Genomic DNA, 16,560 nt, shown 5'->3' with positions numbered 1-16,560 from the left:
CGTACGGGTCGCCGTTGGCCCCTACGGGTTCGGGGACGGCCCGTACGGGTCCGGGCGGCGGGGCCGTGGCGCCCCGGGCGGGACGTGGCGGCGCCGCCCGTCGGTCACAGGCGGGCGATGTCGCCCACGGGGAAGCGCGGGGCGCGGCGCGGCGGGACCGTGCCGGAGAGCAGGATCAGCCGGGCCGCGCGGTGCCGCTGGCCCTCGTACGGCGCGAGGAGGCCGAGCATCTCCGTGTCCGTGGTGGCGCGGCGGCCGGTGAGCGCATAGCCGATGATCTCCGGCAGATGGAGATCGCCGAGGGTGAGGGCGTCCGGGGCGCCGAGGACGCGCTGGAGGGTTTCGGCGGCCGTCCACGGGCCGATGCCGGGAACCGCGCGGAGCCTGCGGGTGGCGCCGGCGAGGTCCATCGCGGCGGCCTCCTCCAGGCGCCGGGCGGCCCGCGCCGCGCGCACGATCGTGTCGGAGCGCTTGGCGTCGACGCCCGCGCGGTGCCACTCCCAGGACGGGATCAGGGCCCAGCCGCGCGGATCGGGCATGACCCGCAGCCGGTCCCAGGGGCCGGGGGCGGGCTCGCCGTGCCGCTGGAGCAGCAGCCGCCAGGCGCGGTACGCCTCGTCGCTGGTGACCTTCTGCTCCAGGACGGACGGGATCAGCGACTCCAGGACCAGCCCGGTGCGGGCGAGACGGACACCGCGGTGGCGGCGGTGGGAGGCGTGGACGAGGCGGTGGCGCGGGGTGAACGCCTCCGGGTCGTCGGCGGCGCCGAGCAGGTCGGGCAGCCGCTCCAGCAGCCAGTCGGCACCGGGCCCCCACGCCTCGGCCGCGACGGCACCCTCGCCGGGCCGAGCCGCCAACCGCAGGGTGCCGGGCCCCTGCGGGGTGCGGCTGGCCCGCCAGATCTCGCCCCCACGCACCGCGAACGCGGGATCACCGGGCCCCCGCCCCAGCACGCAGAGCGTGCGGTGCAGATCGTAGGGGCCGGGCGGCGCCCAGGTACGGGTGGGCATCTCGCCAGGGTAGGCGATGGGGGTGACGGAGGGGGCGGGAGTGAGGTGGGCAGCCCTACGGGACCGGGCCGACGCCCTACGGGACCGGGTCGACGCCCTACGGGACCGAGCCCGAACCCCTACGGGCCCAGCCCCCGTCCCCGCCCCCTACTGGTCCGAGGAGAACCGCACCGATCCGTCCGGAAGGTGGGCGTCGCACCAGACGCGGATGCCGCCGCGGAGTTCGTTGTCGGCGCCGATGACCGCGCCGTCGCCGATGACCGCGCCGTCCAGGACCGTACGGGCGCCGATCCGGGCGCCCGCGCCGATCAGGGAGGAGCGGACGACCGCGCCCTCCTCGATCACCGCGTCCCGGAGCACCGTGCTGCCCTCGACCCGGGCCCCGGCGCCGATCCGGCTGCCGGGTCCGGCGACGGTGCCGCCGGTCAGCTTGGCGTCCACGGCGACCTGTGCCGTGTCCATGACCAGGTGTTCACCGCACCGGCCGGGCACCGCCGGGGACGGCGCGCGGCCCAGGACGAGATCGGCGGAGCCGCGGACGAACGCCTGCGGGGTGCCCAGGTCGAGCCAGTAGGTGGAGTCCACCATGCCCTGGAGGTGGGCGCCGTCGGCGAGCAGACCGGGAAAGGTCTCGCGCTCGACGGAGACCGGGCGGTCCGCCGGGATGCTGTCGATGACCGAGCGGTTGAAGACGTACGCCCCGGCGTTGATCTGGTCGGTGACGATCTCCTCCGGCGTCTGCGGCTTCTCCAGGAAGGCGGTGACGCGGCCGGAGCCGTCGGTGGGCACCAGCCCGTAGGCGCGCGGGTCCTCGACCCGCGACAGGTGCAGCGAGACATCGGCGCCGCTGGTGCGGTGGGTGTCGACGAGGGCCGGGATGTCGAGCCCGGTGAGGATGTCGCCGTTGAAGATGAGGACCGGGTCGCCGGGGGCGGAGTGCAGCCGGGAGGCGACGTTGCGGATCGCGCCGCCGGTGCCCAGCGGCTCCTCCTCCGTCACGTACTCCAGGTGCAGGCCCAGGTCGGAGCCGTCGCCGAAGTGCGGTTCGAAAACCTCGGCGAGGTAGGACGTGGCGAGGACGATGTGCTCGACGCCCGCGGCGCGGGCCCGCGCCAACTGGTGGGTCAGGAACGGCACACCGGCCGCCGGCACCATCGGTTTGGGCGTGTGCACCGTCAGCGGGCGCAACCTCGTGCCCTTGCCGCCGACCAGGAGGATCGCTTCAGTCACCTTGTCGTCTCTGCTTCCTGCTGGGGTCGGCCGATCGGCCGACCAGTGTAGGCAGACGGTTTCGCGGCCCGGCCCGGGGGCGGCGTACCGGGTGACGTGCGGTGTTACCGGGCGCGGTGCCACCGGTGCGACGGCCGGACGGCCACGTCCGGCCCCGCTCCCCCGCCCTTACGCCCGGCGCCCGGCGCCCGCTTCCGGCCGGAACTCCGTCACCGGCGCCGCGCCCCGCCCCGGCTGACGCCACGTCGGGCATCCCGTACAGGTCGACGTCCGGCCCGTACGGGGTGACGGTCCGCCCCCTACGGGCCCACAGCTCCACCCGTACGGGACCGCTCCCCCGCCCCGTACGGGACCGGACCCCCGTACAGGACCGGACCCCGCCCGTACAGGTCCCGTACCCTGCGACCGTGAACGCCACCGAACGCACCCCCGCCGGCCTGCTGCGTTCCGCGCTCGCCGCGGATCCCGCCCGCCCCCTCGTGACCTTCTACGACGACGCCACCGGTGAGCGCGTGGAGCTGTCCGTCGCGACCTTCGCCAACTGGGTGGCGAAGACCGCCAACTACCTCCAGGGCGATCTGGCCGCCGGGCCGGGAGACCGTCTCGCGCTGCTGCTGCCCGCCCACTGGCAGACCGCGGTGTGGCTGGTGGCCGCCTCGTCCGTAGGGGTGCTGGCCGATGTCGACGGTGACCCGGCCGCCGCCGACGTGGTGGTCAGCGGCCCGGACCGGCTGGAGACCGCCCGCGCCTGCACCGGCGAGCGGGTGGCACTGGCCCTGCGGCCCCTGGGTGGCCGGTTCCCCCAGGCCCCGGAGGGGTTCGCCGACTACGCGGTGGAGGTGCCGTCCCAGGGCGACCGCTTCGCACCGTTCGCCCCGGTGGCCGCGTCCGACCCGGCGCTGTCCGTGGACGGTGCGGAGCTGACCGGCGCCGAGGTCGTGGACCGTGCGCTGGCCGACGCCCGCGCCGCCGGGATGCCGCCCGCGCCCCGGGTGCTGTCGGGCCTCGCGTACGACGGCTGGCCGGGCCTGTCCTACGGGCTGTACGCACCACTGGCCACCGGCGGCTCGGTGGTGCTGTGCCGCCATGCGGAGCGACTGGACGAGACCGCCGCGGCGGCCCGGGTGCAGAGCGAGCAGGTCACCTTCCAGGCACCGTCCGCCGCTCTCTGAACCACGCGTCGGAGCACACCCTGCCGCGCGCCTCCGCACGCTCCCGGCCGGGCGGCAGACCCTGCACGGCGAAGAAGCCTGGGATGGGTGCGCGCCCGCAAGAGCCTCGGTAACGGAAGTGACACACAGCGTATGGAACGCCAACAGCAGCTCCTTGACGCTCTCGTGAAGAAAGTGCAGAGCAATGGTGTGCTGCTCAATCCGGCCCGGCTCTATCCGTTGCCGGATGCCGCGACGAGTTCCCTCACCATCGACCAGGGACTCGCTTCCCTCACCGCTCTCTACGAATAACGGGTCCGCAGCTGCGCTCCATTCCCACCGGACACGTGCAGTTCATGACCGTGCCACGCACCGGGTACCGCTACGACGCCCACCGCGACCAGCTGGCGCAACCCGCCGCCGATCAGCTCTTCCGTAAGTCGCCTCGGATAGGGCATCCTCCGGTGAGAAGACGGCCAGTTCCCCTGCGCCGCCGACGTCTTCGCGGCCGCCCATTCCCGCAGCCCCCGCAGAACGCGGGATCTGCGAATAAAAATGCCGCAAAGGTACTGCCAACGAGTCGAATGGATTGGGCGGATTGCCCAGTTGTAGGGAAGTGGAATGTGTCACGGGCGGCCTTCCACGCCGAACTGGACGGATAGTGTGAGTGATCCGGTCCGCAGACCAGCCGGACGAACGAACGTGAAACACAGGTCCGACCGTGCGCCCGAGGGGAGGCGCCGCGTGGCACCGACGGAGGATGCAGGGCACCGTGGACGCGCAAGGCCGTGGGCGGGCGGGGGACAACGTCGACCCCGCCGACCAGTGGGTACTCAACCCCAGCACCGGTAAGTACGAGCTGCGGCTCGACGCCGCACCCGAACCGGCTGCGCCGGATCCCGCACCCAGACGCTCCCGGCGCGCCCCCGCCGCCCCACAGAGCGACACCGACACCCGCGAACTGCCCACGCAGCGCAACCGCCGTGACGCCGCCGCCTCCCCGGACGACCCGCCGCGCCCCGGTGGCCGCGCCGCCGCCCGCAAGGCCGCCCGGACCGGTACCGCCGCGGCGTCCGGCCGTCGCAAGCCCAAGCCGAAGAAGTCCGGGAAGAAGAAGGCCGTCCTGTGGACGTCCGGCGTGCTCGGCTTCGTGGTGCTGGCGGGCGGCGGCGGGGTGTTCTACCTCTACCAGCAGCTCAACGGCAACATCGCCAAGGTCGACGTCGGCATCGAGAACGACGCGGTTTCCGACGGCCCGGTGAACATCCTCATCATCGGCACCGACGCCCGCGCCGGTAAGGGCAACGAGGGCTACGGCGACGACGGCAGCGTCGGGCACGCGGACACCACGATCCTGATGCATGTCTCCAAGGACCGTACGAACGCGACCGCGTTGAGCATTCCGCGCGACCTGATCACCTCGATCCCGCCCTGCCCGACGAAGCAGAAGGACGGCTCGACGAAGACCGTCCCCGGTGAGAGCAGCGTGCGGTTCAACACCAGCCTGGGGCAGGAGGGCCGGGACCCCGGCTGCACCTGGCGGACCGTCGAGACGCTGACCGGCCTGAAGGTCGATCACTTCATGATGGCCGACTTCAACGCCGTCAAGGAGCTGTCCGAGGCGGTCAACGGCGTCGAGGTCTGCGCCGCGAAGGACATCAACGACCCCAAGTCGCACCTGAAGTTGAAGGCCGGCCGGCACATCGTCAAGGGCGAGCAGGCGCTGGCGTTCGTCCGCACCCGGCACACCGTCGGCTTCGGCAGCGACCTCAGCCGTATCGAACTGCAGCAGCAGTTCCTCAGCTCGATGATCCGCAAGATCAAGTCGGACGCGTTCAGCAGCCCGTCCAAGCTCTACGGCATCAGCCAGGCGGCGACCAAGGCGCTGACCGTCGACACCGGAATCGGCAGCGCGAAGAAGCTGGTCGAGCTGGGCAACGACCTCAAGCAGGTCGACATCGACAAAATTACCTTCGCCACCGTGCCCGTCCTGGACAACCCACAGGACCGCGCCACCGTCATACTCGACAAGAGCAAGGCCGAACCGCTGTTCAAGATGGTCCAGGCCGACCACATGCTCGCGAAGAAGGGGAAGGGGAAGGGGAAGAAGGCAGCGGTGAAGAAGGCGCCGCCGGAGCTGGTCCGCGTCGACGTCACCAACGGCGGCGGGCCGCTGGGCGCGGCGCAGGAGACCGTGGACTGGCTGCAGAACGCCAAGGCCGCCAAGCTCTCCACCAACGCGGGCAACGCCCCGGCGAAGCTGGCCACCACCCGCCTTGAGTACGCACCCAACCAGGCCGACCAGGCCGCCACGTTGGCGGACTGGCTGGGTCTGCCGAAGAGCGCGCTCAAGAAGTCCACCGCGGACGCCGGGGACCGGGTGCCGATGAAGCTGACCCTCGGTAAGGACTTCACCGCCCCCGGAACCCCTATTGAGGCGCCGACTGAAACCCCGGACGGTGTCCAGAACGTCAATGCAGATGACAAGAGCATCTGCGCCAAGTGACCTGAACGAGCCGCGGCCGCCCCGCACAGGCGCCGAGCGCACCATGTACCGACCCGGGGAGAGAACCCGATGCGGCAGAGCAGTGTGCGCGGCGAGCGACCGCGCCGACGCCGGTCCGGAACGCAGCAACAGCAGCCGGACGCAGATCAGTTGGGCTGGGACGACAGCCTCTACAAGGACGGCGGCCCGCCGCCGGACGCCCCCGACCGGATACCCGGCGCCGACGCCGTATCCGCGGACGGCGCCGGCGACGGCAAGAGCGACAAAACCGCCGACAGGAGCGACGACAAGACCGCCAAAGGCGGCAAGGGGGGACGCGGCGGCGGCCGGCGCAAGGGCGGCGACGCCGCGGCGCACGGCGGCCGACGGCGGCGCCGCAAGGGCCGCGCGCTGCGCTGGACCGCCCTGGTCCTGGGGTTCCTGCTGATCGGCGGTGCCGGCGCGGGATACCTCTACTACGAGCACCTCAACGCCAACCTCCGCAAGGACAAGCTGGATCTCGGCGAGAGCGGTCTGCGCAAACCGGAGCCCAACGCCTTCGGGCAGACCCCGCTGAACATCCTGCTGATCGGCTCCGACAGCCGGAACAGCAACAAGAACATCGAGCTGGGCGGCTCCGCAGAGGACCGGGACCGCAAGCCGCTGGGCGACGTCCAGATGCTGCTGCACGTCTCGGCGGACCGCAGCAACATGTCGGTGATGTCGATCCCGCGCGACACCCGGGTGCCGATCCCCAAGTGCACCGACCAGGAAGACGGCCACGTCTATCCGCAGACCACCGCGGCCATCAACCAGTCGCTCCAGCACGGCGGTCCGGGCTGCACCGTCGCCACCTGGAAAGAGCTGACCGGCGTCTACATCGACCACTTCATGATGGTCGACTTCGCCGGTGTGGTGGACATGGCCGACGCCATCGGCGGCGTCCCCGTCTGCGTCGACAACAACATCTACTCGCACAACCGCAGCGACGGTCACGGCAGCGGGCTGAAGCTCACCAAGGGCACCCACTCCGTCAAGGGCGTCCAGGCGCTCCAGTGGCTGCGGACCCGCTACGGCTTCGAGGACAACACCGACATCGCCCGGGCCAAGGCCCAGCACATGTACATGAACTCGATGGTCCGTCAGCTCAAGGCGGGCACCAAGCTCACCGACCCGGGCAAGCTCCGCGACCTCGCCGAGGCCGCGACCAAGGCGCTCACCGTCGACGACGACCTGGGCTCCCCCATGAAGCTCTACGACCTGGCGGGCCAGCTCCGGGAGGTGCCCACCAAGCGGATCACGATGATCACCATGCCGTGGGAGTACGGCCCCGGTGAGAAGTACGTGCTCCCGAAGCCGGTCGAGGCGGAGCAGACCTTCGCGCTGCTGCGCAACGACACCGGGCTGGACGGCAAGGACACCGGCAAGAAGAAGAAGGCGCCGGACCCGAAGCCGTCGACGCCCAAGGAGCAGCTGAAGGTCGTCGTCCAGAACGGCACCCAGAGCACCGTCTCCGGACCGGCCCCCGGCCGCGCCGCCGTGGTGCAGCAGCATCTCGCGCAGCTCGGCTACACCGCCGCGGGTACCGACTCCCAGCTGATCAGCCAGGCGGACACCACCATCGAGTACAGCGACAAGAAGCTGCGCGGCGATGCGCTGGCGCTGGCGAAGGAGCTGGGGCTGCCGAAGAGCGCGGTGCGGGAGAGCAGTTCGGCCGGCGGGCTGCGTCTGATCGTCGGCAACGACTGGCGCACCGGCACCGTCTACCCGAAGTCCGCCGGGGGCGGCGGCGGCTCCGACAAGGCGCCGGCGAACGACAGCACGCTCAACGGCGAGGACGACACGGCCTGCATGAAGGTCAATCCGCAGTACGTCTTCTGACGCCGCCACGGGCGTACACGCGAGAGGGGCGGGCCGCCGTGGCCCGCCCCTCTCGCGTACGTCATCTCCGTATGGTCACGGCGTCGCGGTCCTCACCGCCGGGCGGCGGCTGGCGATGACCTTCCGCGCCAGCGACCGGGGGCTGGTGAGGAAGCCGACGCCCCAGGCCATGTGCATGGTGGCCAGCGCGACCGGTATCTGTGCGCGCGCCTTCAGCGACAGGCCCTTGCCCGCCGGGACGGAACCCGCCGCGATGGCCGCCAGATATCCGGCCGGGATGACGAAGCCCCAGGGGGTGACCGCGACGCCGACGACGACACCGGCGGCGATGGCGCCGACCGCGGTCGGCGGGGCGAGGTAGCGCAGGTTGATCGAGCCGGAGTGGTAGCGCGCGACGACGTGCCGCCACTTGCCGTAGTCCTTGTACTGCTTGGCCAGCGCCTTGATGCTGGGCCGGGGGCGGTACTGCACCTTCAGCTCGGGCGAGAACCACACGCCGCCGCCGGCCTCGCGGATGCGGTAGTTCAGCTCCCAGTCCTGGGCGCGGATGAACTCCTCGTTGTAGCCACCCTGTTGCTCCAGCGCCTCGCGGCGGAAGACGCCGAGGTAGACGGTCTCGGCGGGACCGGCCTGGCCGCCGGTGTGGAAGGCGGCGTTGCCGACGCCGATCTTCGAGGTCATCGCGGCGGCGACCGCGTCCTCCCAGGCGTTCTCGCCCTCGGCGTGCATGAGGCCGCCGACGTTCTGTGCGCCGGTCTCCTCCAGGAGCCGAACGGCGGTGGCGATGTAGTCCGGCGAGAGCATGCCGTGGCCGTCGACGCGGACCACGACCGGGTGGCGCGACGCCTTGATCGCGGCGTTCAGCGCGGCGGGGGTGCGGCCCGTGGGGTTCTCGACGGTGCGCACCCGCGGGTCCTCGGCCGCGAGTGCGGCGGCGATCTCCTCCGTACGGTCCGCGGACGGGCCGACGGCGATCACCACCTCCATCTCGCCGGCGTACTCCTGCTCCAGGATGTGCCGGACCGAGTTGCGCAGATGACGTTCCTCATTGAGCACCGGCATGATCACGGAGACGGCCGGGGGCTGCTGCTGGGGCATGGTTCCTCGGGGGGACGGCCCGCGGCGGAGCCGCCATCGCGGACGGCAGCGCTCGCCGGGAGAGTGCGATATCCCGGCTCACGTTACCGCTTATGGGGGACGGCGACGGACGGCAGGCGGGTGGTGGGGAGGCCGGGACCCGGCGTGTAGCACTTTGCAGTAGATCGTATCGACTTACTGTGTTCCCGCTGTTACCGCCGGATCGCTCCGCCCCGCCCCGTCCGCCGTGGCGGGGCCGCGGCGGACGGCCACCGCTCGCAACCGTTCCGCCGCGGAGGTGTCCCCCGTTGACCGTTCCGTCCCGCCCCGCCCGTTCCGCAGCGCGCCGCACCGCCCGGGACCGCGGGCGCTCACCGCGCAAGCGCTGGGGGCTGCGGATCGCCACCACCGTCTCGGTGCTGTTGATGTCCGCGAGCGGCGTCGGGCACGCCATGGTCACCGGCGTGGAGGACGGCATCGGGCGGGTCCAACCGTTCCAGGGGATGCAGGAGCGGGACCGGCCCACCGGCGGCCACGGGCTGAACTTCCTCGTCGTCGGCACCGACGGCCGGGACAAGATCACGCCCGCGGAGAAGCGGAAGTACCACCTGGGCGGCGCGCCCTGCCACTGCACCGACACCCTGATGCTGGTGCACCTCTCCGCCGGGCGGGACCACGCCAGCGTCGTCAGCCTGCCGCGCGACTCGTACGCCGAGATCCCCGCCCGCGAGGACGCCGCGACCGGGCGGCAGCGGCCCCGGCACGCCGTCAAGCTGAACGCGGCGTACGCCGAGGGCGGGCCGGGGCTGACGGTGCGCACCGTCGAGCACATGACGGGCGTGCACATCGACCACTATCTGGAGGTCGACTTCACCAGCTTCATGCGCAGCGTGGACGCCGTCGGCGGGGTGGACATCTGCACCGTACGGCCGCTGAAGGACCGCTACAGCGGCCTCGATCTGCCCGCCGGGAAGGCGACGCTCAACGGCGGACAGGCCCTCCAGTACGTCCGCTCCCGGCATATCGACGGTTCCGCGGACCTCGGCCGGATGCAGCGCCAGCAGCGGTTCCTGGCGTCGCTGATCCACCAGGTGACCTCGTCGGGGGTGCTGATGAACCCGGTGCGGTTCCGGCAGGTCGCCGACACGATGCTGACGTCGGTCCGCGCCGACTCCGGGTTCACCGCCGACGACCTGGTCGATCTGGGGCAGGCGATGCGCGGCTTCACCCCGGCGTCGTCGGAGTTCCTGTCGGTGCCGCTCGCCGGGGAGGGGGTGCGGCTGCCGGGCGGCGGGGCGACGGTGCGCTGGGATCCGGTCGCCGCCGAGCAGGTCTTCCAGGCGCTGCGGGACGACAAGCCGCTCGCCCAGCCGAAGAAGGCGGTGCACGGGACCCGCCCGACGGTCGTGGACGTCCCGCCGGAGCAGATCCAGGTCCGTGTCGACAACGGCACCGACCGGCGTGGCCTGGGCAAGGCCGTCTCCAAGGCGCTGGGCGCGGCCGGTTTCGTCGCGACGGGCGTCCCCGGGGACGCGCCGGGCGGGCCGCACGCCAGGACGGTCATCGCGTACGACCCGCGCTGGGACCGCTCGGCGCGGACCCTCGCCGCGGCGCTGCCCGGCGCCGAGCTGCACATGGCCGCGGGGCAGGGTCCGGTGCTGCGGGTCACGGTCGGGCAGGACCACGCCGGGGTGCATCCGGTGCGGGCCGAGGAACCTGCGCCCGGCACCCCGGGCATCGCGGCGGTCACCGGCGACGAGGCCGGGTGCCCATGACCGATCCGACGCGGCCGCGCCGCCCGTACGCCCGGCGGGCGGGCCTGGCGGCCGCGCTGTGCCTGGTGGCGGCGACCGCGGCGGCCGCCCCGCCGGCTCCGGCGGCGCCGGCCGGCTGCGGCGGACCGACGGGTGGGCTGCTGTGTCTGCGCGGTCCGGTGGGCCGCCCGGGCCTCTACACCACGCGCTACCGGCGCCACCACGCGGCCGGTCCCGGCGAGGTCACCGTGCGCCTGGGCTACCAGCGCAAGGACTCCCGGATCACCGCGTTCCCCGGGTGGTTCGGCACCGTACGGACGTCCGGCGGCGCGGCGACGCTGCGCGGCCGGGTGGGGATGACGGCCGGGGAGTGCATCCGCGGCGTGCTGGAGCACGGGCAGCGGGTCTACGTCACCAAATGGAGCTGCGGCTGACCCGGGGGTCGGCGGCGGCGGGTTCCGGAGGGTCGCATCGTGTGGCAGCTGGTCTGGGGCATCACGCCCGCGACGGTGACGCTCTCGCTGCTGGGGGCGTCGGCCCTGGGCACCGGGCTGGCGCTGTGGGAGGGCCGCGACCCGGCGGGCCCGTGGCCGCGCCGGACGGCCGGGGTACTGCTGGCCGGGTGGCTGGCGCTGCTGCTGGTGGTGACGTTGGCGCCGGTGCAGCCGGTCGGTTCGGGCGATGCGACGGTGTGGTGGCTGCCCGGCGAGGGGCTGTTCGACCCGGGGGTGCCGCTGCCGCCGGACGAGGTGCCGGTGCTGGTCCGCGAGCAGCTGGCGGTCGCGGCGCTGTATCTGCCGGTGGCGCTGCTGCTGCGGTTCGCGGCGGAGCGGCGGTCGGCGGCGGGGGTGTTCCTGCTGGGGGTGGCGCTGTGCGGGGCGGTCGAGGCGGCGCAGGCGGTGATGCGGGCGGGCCGGATCGCGGACGTGAACGATGTGCTGTGCGGGGCGGCCGGGACGGGGCTGGGCCTGGGGGTGGCGGCGCTGGCCCGGTGGTCGGCCGCCGCCGTCATGCGTCGGCGAGGCCCTCGGCGGCGTGCCGCGCGCGCAGCTCCATGATCGCGCGACGCCGGGCGAGGCGGTGCGTCCGGCGGATCTGCGCCTCCTGGTAGCGGCGCCGGTCGCGCTCGGTCTCGGCGATCACCGGCGGCACCGGGCGGGGCCTGCCCTCGGCGTCGACGGCGGCGAAGACGAGGTAGGCGGAGCCGACCTGGGTGGCCGGGGTGGATTCGTTCCACCGCTCGGCGAGGACGCGGACGCCGACCTCCATGGAGGACCGGCCCGTCCAGTTGATCTGGGCCTTCACATGGACGAGGTCGCCGACCCGGACCGGCTCCAGGAAGGCCATCTCGTCCATGGAGGCGGTGACGGCGGGGCCGCCGGAGTGCCGTCCGGCGACCGCGCCCGCCGCGTCGTCGACCAGTTTCATGATCACGCCACCGTGCACCGTGCCGAGGAGGTTGGTGTCCGCGGCGGTCATGATGTGCGACAGGGTGGTACGGGAGACGGCGGTGGGCTTGCCCGCGGGCGCACCCTCCTCATCGTCGGTCACGAGTTCGGTCATGCGTCCACCCTAAGCGGTGGCGGTCGCGGCCCGGCCCGCCGGACGGGCGTACGGACGCCGCATCGCGCCGGTGCGGGGCGTCCGTCATGCGGTTTTCCTCCGCCACGTCGGAATGGTCACATCCGCTAGCGGTATGCCCGCGCGCTTTGCATCAGCTCTGCAACAGCAGCGCCCCGAATCCGCCCCCGCCCTGTAAGGCCACGTACCGCGCCAGGCACACTCCTCGTATGAATGAGTGGCACGGGAACGGACCCTCCCGCGACCAGCGCGGGTACGGACGCGGCAGTGGCGGCGCCCAGCCGGAAGGCGCGCGCGCCATGCCGCAGGTACGGCGGGACGCCGGCCGTGGCTACGGCCGCGCGGAGCCGCCGCTGCCCCCGGGGACGGGCCCGCGCCGCGGCTCCGTCCCACCGCAGCAGTCGCAGGGCTACGACGACTACAACACCGGCCAGGTCTACGGCGGTGGCGGGCCCGGCGGCCCGCAGCGGGGCGGCTACGACACCCGGCCGCGCCCGAACTGGGGCCGCCGCATCAAGTGGACGGTGCTGACCGTCGTCGTGGTCTTCGCCGTCGCCTCCGTCGCCACGTACTTCTGGGCCGACGGGAAGCTGCGCCGCAAGGTGGACCTGAGCAAGGTCATCGACCGCCCCGAGGCCGGTGACGGCACCAACTACCTCATCGTGGGCTCGGACAGCCGTGAGGGCATGACCGCCGACGACAAGAAGAGGCTGCACACGGGGTCGGCCGAGGGCAAGCGCACCGACTCGATGATGATCCTGCACGACGGCAGCAACGGCCCCACGCTGCTCTCGCTGCCGCGCGACTCCGACGTGGAGATACCGTCCTTCGTCGGCTCCGAGTCCGGCAAGAAGTACCCGGCCACCGGCCGCCGCACCAAGCTGAACGCGGCGTACGCCGAGGACGGCCCGGAGCTGCTGGTGCGGACCGTCGAGTACAACACCAAGCTGCACATCGACCACTACGTCGAGATCGGCTTCGCCGGTTTCGCCAACATCGTGGACGCGATCGGCGGCGTGGAGCTGGACATCCCCAAGGCGTTCAAGGACAAGGACTCCGGCTCCGACTTCCAGGCGGGCAAGCAGACGCTGAACGGCACCCAGGCGCTGGCCTTCGTCCGCGCCCGGCACGCCTTCGCCGCGAGCGACCTGGCCCGCACCAAGAACCAGCAGAAGTTCCTCTCCGCGCTCGCCAGCCAGGCGGCGTCGCCGGGCACGCTGCTCAACCCGTTCCAGCTCTACCCGACGCTCGGCGCGGGCCTGGACACCGTCATCGTCGACAAGGACATGGGCCTGTGGAGCCTGGGCAACATGTTCTTCGCGATGAAGGGCGTCAACAGCGGTGAGGGCACCTCGCTGAACATGCCGATCTCCGGCAGCACCGGCGGCAACCTGGTGTGGGACAAGGCCAAGCTCCACCAGCTCGTCCAGCAGCTCAACAACGACGAGAAGGTCACGGTCACCGACAACAACTGACCCTCTCGTCCCGCGTACGACACGACGGCCCCCGGCATCGCGCCGGGGGCCGTCAGATTTCGCGCAGGCTCCGCCCTACGGCAGGTTCCGCGCCATCACGATCCGCTGGACCTGGTTGGTGCCCTCGTAGATCTGGGTGCTTTACGGAAAATACCGCTCTGACCTGCGCGAATACTCCCTTCACAGGGGGCCTCCCCAGCATTTCCCCATGATCACCCGTACGTGAGTGTCACTGCCGCTGGTCATCCCAGGGATGCCGCCGTGTCCGCAACGACGGATCGGGCTGCTCCTTGTGGGCATCGTGCCGACTCGGTCCTGACCTCACGTTGACCAGAAGGAACCCACCCTCTTGACCACAGCCACCTCGGGGCGTGAGGGTCGCGCAACAGACTGCAACGCACTCGACAGCGGAGGTCGGCATGGCGCTACGGTTCGTCGGTAAAGATCCAGAGTCCGGGGATCACGGCTCTCCGGCCGTGTGGGTCGATGAGGGCACGAGAGATCTCCTCTTCCAGGGATGGAAGGCGGACGAGCAGACCACGCGGGAAAGCTCGGTGGATGTTCCGATCCCCGAACACGAAGCAGTGATCCGGGTACCGAAGCGGATGATCCCGCTTCTCAGGGAGGCGCTTGATGTCGCAGAGCTTGACCAGCTTTGCTGACCTGCTCCGTGCGGCTGAAAGGTCAGCCGTCCATCTGGAGATGCGCGACGCCTACGGCGCAGAGAACGAGATCGAAGGGTTCGCGGCGTGGAGGGAGGGGCACCGCCTCGACCCCGACGACCGCGACTCGTGGTGGCGGCCGTGGCTCGACCTTGTGCAGGAGGTCACGAACAAGGGAGTGGTGATGCGCCGCGCCCGGATCGTCTCCGAACCGCTGAGCGACTACATCCGCTTTGAGCACTCGGGAACGTTCACGAACGTTGCTGCCGGGGAGCAGATCCGTTGGCTGCCTCGGCGCCACGCATCAGACCTGGCCCTGCCCGGAAATGACTTCTGGCTGTTCGACGGGCGGTTGGTTCAGTTCAATATCTTTGATGGGTCCGGGCAGTGGGTCCACACCGACCAGACCGAGGACCCTGCCGTTGCGCAGCTCTGCGCCTCGGCGTTCGAGGCTGTGTGGGAGCGCGCCATCCCACACGAGAAGTACAGCGTCTGACTCAGGCCGGCCGGTTCATGTCCTCGTCCCCGCTCTCCAGCGCCCAAGCGGCGCGCGCCGCTGTAGCAACCCGGTTGCAAAGCATCATGAAGGACGCCGGGCTCACGGGGAATGAACTGGCCGCCCGGTGCGGCTGGCACAAGTCCAAGTCCTCGCGGATCGCCCGCGGCAAGACTCCGCCCTCCGACGCGGATATCCGGGCCTGGTGCACGGCCTGTAATGCTGACGATCAGGTCGCCGACTTGATCGCAGCCTCACGCAACGCTGAGTCCATGTACGTGGAGTGGCGGCAGATCCACCGAGACGGGATGCGCCGGATTCACGAACAGACGGTGCCCCTCTACCAACGGACCCGCACTTTCCGCGTGTACGCATCCAATGTCGTGCCGGGGATGCTCCAGACGGCCGAGTACGCCACTGGCCTCCTACGGTCCATCACGCACTTTCAGGGAACGCCGGACGACGTCTCAGACGCCGTGCAGGCTCGACTGAATCGCTCCCGCGTCGTGCGGGAAGGGGACCATCGCTTTGCGCTGCTCCTAGAGGAAGCTGTCCTCTATTACCGCGTCAGCGACGACGCGGCGCTGGCGGGCCAACTCGGCTACCTGCTGTCGGTCATGGCCCAACCCAACGTCTCGCTCGGAGTGATCCCGCTCGGCGCCCGTCGTGCAGCCTGGCCACTGGAAGCGTTCTACGCCTTCGACGATGCTCAGGTCGCGGTGGAGACGCTGACAGCAGAGATCAACCTGACAGCCCCCGGCGAGATCCGAACGTACCTGAAAGCCTTCGGCGAACTGTCGAAGATCGCCGTACGAGGCCCAGAAGCTCGCGCCTGCATCACAAGGGCAATCGACTCCCTTGGATGAATCTGTGCAACCGAGTGCAACTTCCTGGGGGTTGATTCGCTGACATCCCTAGCGTGGTCATCACACGGACGACGCGAAGGGGTATCGGCATGAGTCAGCCGAAGACGTACCCGAGTGAACTGGTGGAGCTGCCGCTGCGGCTGGACCTCGGTGGCAAGGAATGGATGGCGCCGCCCGCCTCCGTGTCACGAGCCTGACAGCTCCAGCGTCCTGCTACCCCTGGTAGCGGACACCTACAGACCCCGTCCCTGCCGGACGACACCGAATTGCCGGACAACACCGAATTGGGCTCCCCCCACCCATTCGAGAACCCCGGCAGGGGCGGTGCAGGCCCCCGCCTCGATCACTCAGTAACCGGACAGTCTGGCGGTCGGGGCGGGAAGTACGACGGCGCGGGGACCGATTCCCCGTATCGCTTCAGTCATCGATCCAGGGAGCAGGCCAGAATGGGTAAGCAGAACGAGGACGAGTGGGACCCGCACGCCCACCAGGGCCAGGCGACCGATCCTGACACCCGCGTCTCTCAGAACGGGGACGTGCACAGCAGCATGGCCGACGATGAGGACCGCGAAGGGAAGTAACGCCCGTGATCCACGGCGAGAACCTGGCGAAAGACCTGCGGCGTGATCACGGATTCATCCACGTCGGACGCACCAGGGACGGTAACGCCGTGGTCATGCGCAAGGGCGACAAGTGGACCGTGGTCCCCCTGCGCTGGCTCACCGAAGATGCGGTGAACACCATCAAGGCTCAGGCCGGGATCAGCCTCGTGTAGGCCCATGAACGAAGAATCGCCCCATGCCTTTGGCAGGGGCGATTGTTGTGTGATTAGAGGGGTCAGGTCACGGCGCGGTACGGGTTGTGCGGCCGTGCAGGAACGGGAGCGGGCGAA

Annotated in this window: 16 protein-coding genes and 1 pseudogene; 13 read left to right on the top strand and 4 right to left on the bottom strand. The window is 71.1% G+C overall.

Going from position 1 to position 16,560, the window contains the following annotated elements:
* Positions 1–104 precede the first annotated feature (104 nt).
* Both ACFWWQ_RS25265 and ACFWWQ_RS25260 read right to left on the bottom strand, forming a co-directional pair.
* Positions 105–1,010, bottom strand: coding sequence for a DNA-3-methyladenine glycosylase family protein (locus ACFWWQ_RS25265; protein WP_384600343.1), 906 nt, complete (start codon positions 1,008–1,010; stop codon positions 105–107).
* A 147-nt stretch (positions 1,011–1,157) separates the two neighbouring features.
* Positions 1,158–2,240: a sugar phosphate nucleotidyltransferase gene (locus tag ACFWWQ_RS25260; RefSeq protein ID WP_384600340.1), complete on the bottom strand. Its 1,083-nt coding sequence runs from the start codon at positions 2,238–2,240 to the stop codon at positions 1,158–1,160.
* Between the two features lie 407 nt (positions 2,241–2,647).
* Between ACFWWQ_RS25260 and ACFWWQ_RS25255 the strand changes: the two genes are divergently transcribed.
* The 4 genes and pseudogenes from ACFWWQ_RS25255 to ACFWWQ_RS25240 all read left to right on the top strand — a co-directional run bounded on the left by ACFWWQ_RS25255 (position 2,648) and on the right by ACFWWQ_RS25240 (position 7,757).
* Positions 2,648–3,412, top strand: a complete 765-nt coding sequence (locus tag ACFWWQ_RS25255; protein WP_384600337.1) for a TIGR03089 family protein — start codon at positions 2,648–2,650, stop codon at positions 3,410–3,412.
* 37 nt (positions 3,413–3,449) lie between these two features.
* Positions 3,450–4,053: pseudogene (locus tag ACFWWQ_RS25250) on the top strand (LCP family protein); the annotation flags it as partial.
* Between the two features lie 110 nt (positions 4,054–4,163).
* Entirely contained in the window at positions 4,164–5,897 is a 1,734-nt protein-coding gene (locus ACFWWQ_RS25245; RefSeq protein ID WP_384600334.1) for an LCP family protein, read from the top strand.
* A gap of 69 nt (positions 5,898–5,966) precedes the next feature.
* A complete protein-coding gene (locus ACFWWQ_RS25240) occupies positions 5,967–7,757 on the top strand; it encodes an LCP family protein (protein ID WP_384600331.1) in 1,791 nt (596 codons plus the stop codon).
* Positions 7,758–7,832: 75 nt separating this feature from the next.
* On the opposite strand, the gene ACFWWQ_RS25235 is transcribed toward ACFWWQ_RS25240, so the two are convergent.
* The gene (locus tag ACFWWQ_RS25235; RefSeq protein WP_384600328.1) at positions 7,833–8,855 is read right to left on the bottom strand and encodes a glycosyltransferase family 2 protein; all 1,023 of its coding nucleotides are present in this window, start codon (positions 8,853–8,855) and stop codon (positions 7,833–7,835) included.
* A gap of 287 nt (positions 8,856–9,142) precedes the next feature.
* On the opposite strand from ACFWWQ_RS25235, the gene ACFWWQ_RS25230 reads away from it, so the two are divergent.
* From ACFWWQ_RS25230 to ACFWWQ_RS25220, 3 genes are read left to right on the top strand one after another with little or no spacing between them, the layout of a single operon-like run.
* Positions 9,143–10,609: an LCP family protein gene (locus tag ACFWWQ_RS25230; RefSeq protein WP_384600325.1), complete on the top strand. Its 1,467-nt coding sequence runs from the start codon at positions 9,143–9,145 to the stop codon at positions 10,607–10,609.
* On the top strand, positions 10,606–11,022 hold the full coding sequence (locus tag ACFWWQ_RS25225) for a hypothetical protein (protein ID WP_384600322.1): 417 nt from the start codon (positions 10,606–10,608) through the stop codon (positions 11,020–11,022). The genes ACFWWQ_RS25230 and ACFWWQ_RS25225 overlap by 4 nt, the downstream gene beginning before the upstream one ends.
* Positions 11,023–11,061: 39 nt before the next feature.
* Positions 11,062–11,646, top strand: a complete 585-nt coding sequence (locus tag ACFWWQ_RS25220) for a VanZ family protein (protein WP_384600319.1) — start codon at positions 11,062–11,064, stop codon at positions 11,644–11,646.
* Here ACFWWQ_RS25220 and ACFWWQ_RS25215 read toward each other — a convergent pair.
* Positions 11,597–12,151 carry an acyl-CoA thioesterase gene (locus ACFWWQ_RS25215; RefSeq protein WP_384600316.1) on the bottom strand — a complete coding sequence of 185 codons (555 nt, stop codon included), beginning with the start codon at positions 12,149–12,151 and terminating at the stop codon, positions 11,597–11,599. The genes ACFWWQ_RS25220 and ACFWWQ_RS25215 overlap by 50 nt on opposite strands.
* 227 nt (positions 12,152–12,378) lie before the next feature.
* On the opposite strand from ACFWWQ_RS25215, the gene ACFWWQ_RS25210 reads away from it, so the two are divergent.
* The 6 genes from ACFWWQ_RS25210 (at position 12,379) to ACFWWQ_RS25185 (ending at position 16,443) form a co-directional block, all read left to right on the top strand.
* Entirely contained in the window at positions 12,379–13,644 is a 1,266-nt protein-coding gene (locus ACFWWQ_RS25210; RefSeq protein ID WP_384600313.1) for an LCP family protein, read from the top strand.
* 419 nt (positions 13,645–14,063) lie between these two features.
* On the top strand, positions 14,064–14,306 hold the full coding sequence (locus ACFWWQ_RS25205; RefSeq protein ID WP_384600310.1) for a hypothetical protein: 243 nt from the start codon (positions 14,064–14,066) through the stop codon (positions 14,304–14,306).
* Positions 14,278–14,802 (top strand): DUF6879 family protein, encoded by a 525-nt coding sequence (locus ACFWWQ_RS25200; protein WP_384600307.1) that lies wholly within the window; start codon positions 14,278–14,280, stop codon positions 14,800–14,802. Before ACFWWQ_RS25205 ends, ACFWWQ_RS25200 begins: the two co-directional genes overlap by 29 nt.
* A 17-nt stretch (positions 14,803–14,819) precedes the next feature.
* On the top strand, positions 14,820–15,668 hold the full coding sequence (locus tag ACFWWQ_RS25195) for a helix-turn-helix domain-containing protein (RefSeq protein ID WP_384600304.1): 849 nt from the start codon (positions 14,820–14,822) through the stop codon (positions 15,666–15,668).
* Between the two features lie 446 nt (positions 15,669–16,114).
* Entirely contained in the window at positions 16,115–16,249 is a 135-nt protein-coding gene (locus tag ACFWWQ_RS25190; protein ID WP_384600301.1) for a hypothetical protein, read from the top strand.
* 5 nt (positions 16,250–16,254) lie between these two features.
* Complete coding sequence (locus ACFWWQ_RS25185; RefSeq protein WP_384600299.1) at positions 16,255–16,443, top strand: hypothetical protein; 189 nt, start codon at positions 16,255–16,257, stop codon at positions 16,441–16,443.
* Positions 16,444–16,560 lie beyond the last annotated feature (117 nt).

The sequence above is a fragment of the Streptomyces sp. NPDC059080 genome (assembly GCF_042739975.1).
GTDB lineage: Bacteria > Actinomycetota > Actinomycetes > Streptomycetales > Streptomycetaceae > Streptomyces > Streptomyces benahoarensis.
Note: the sequence above shows the minus strand (reverse complement) of the source record. Positions and strands in the feature narration are given on the sequence as shown.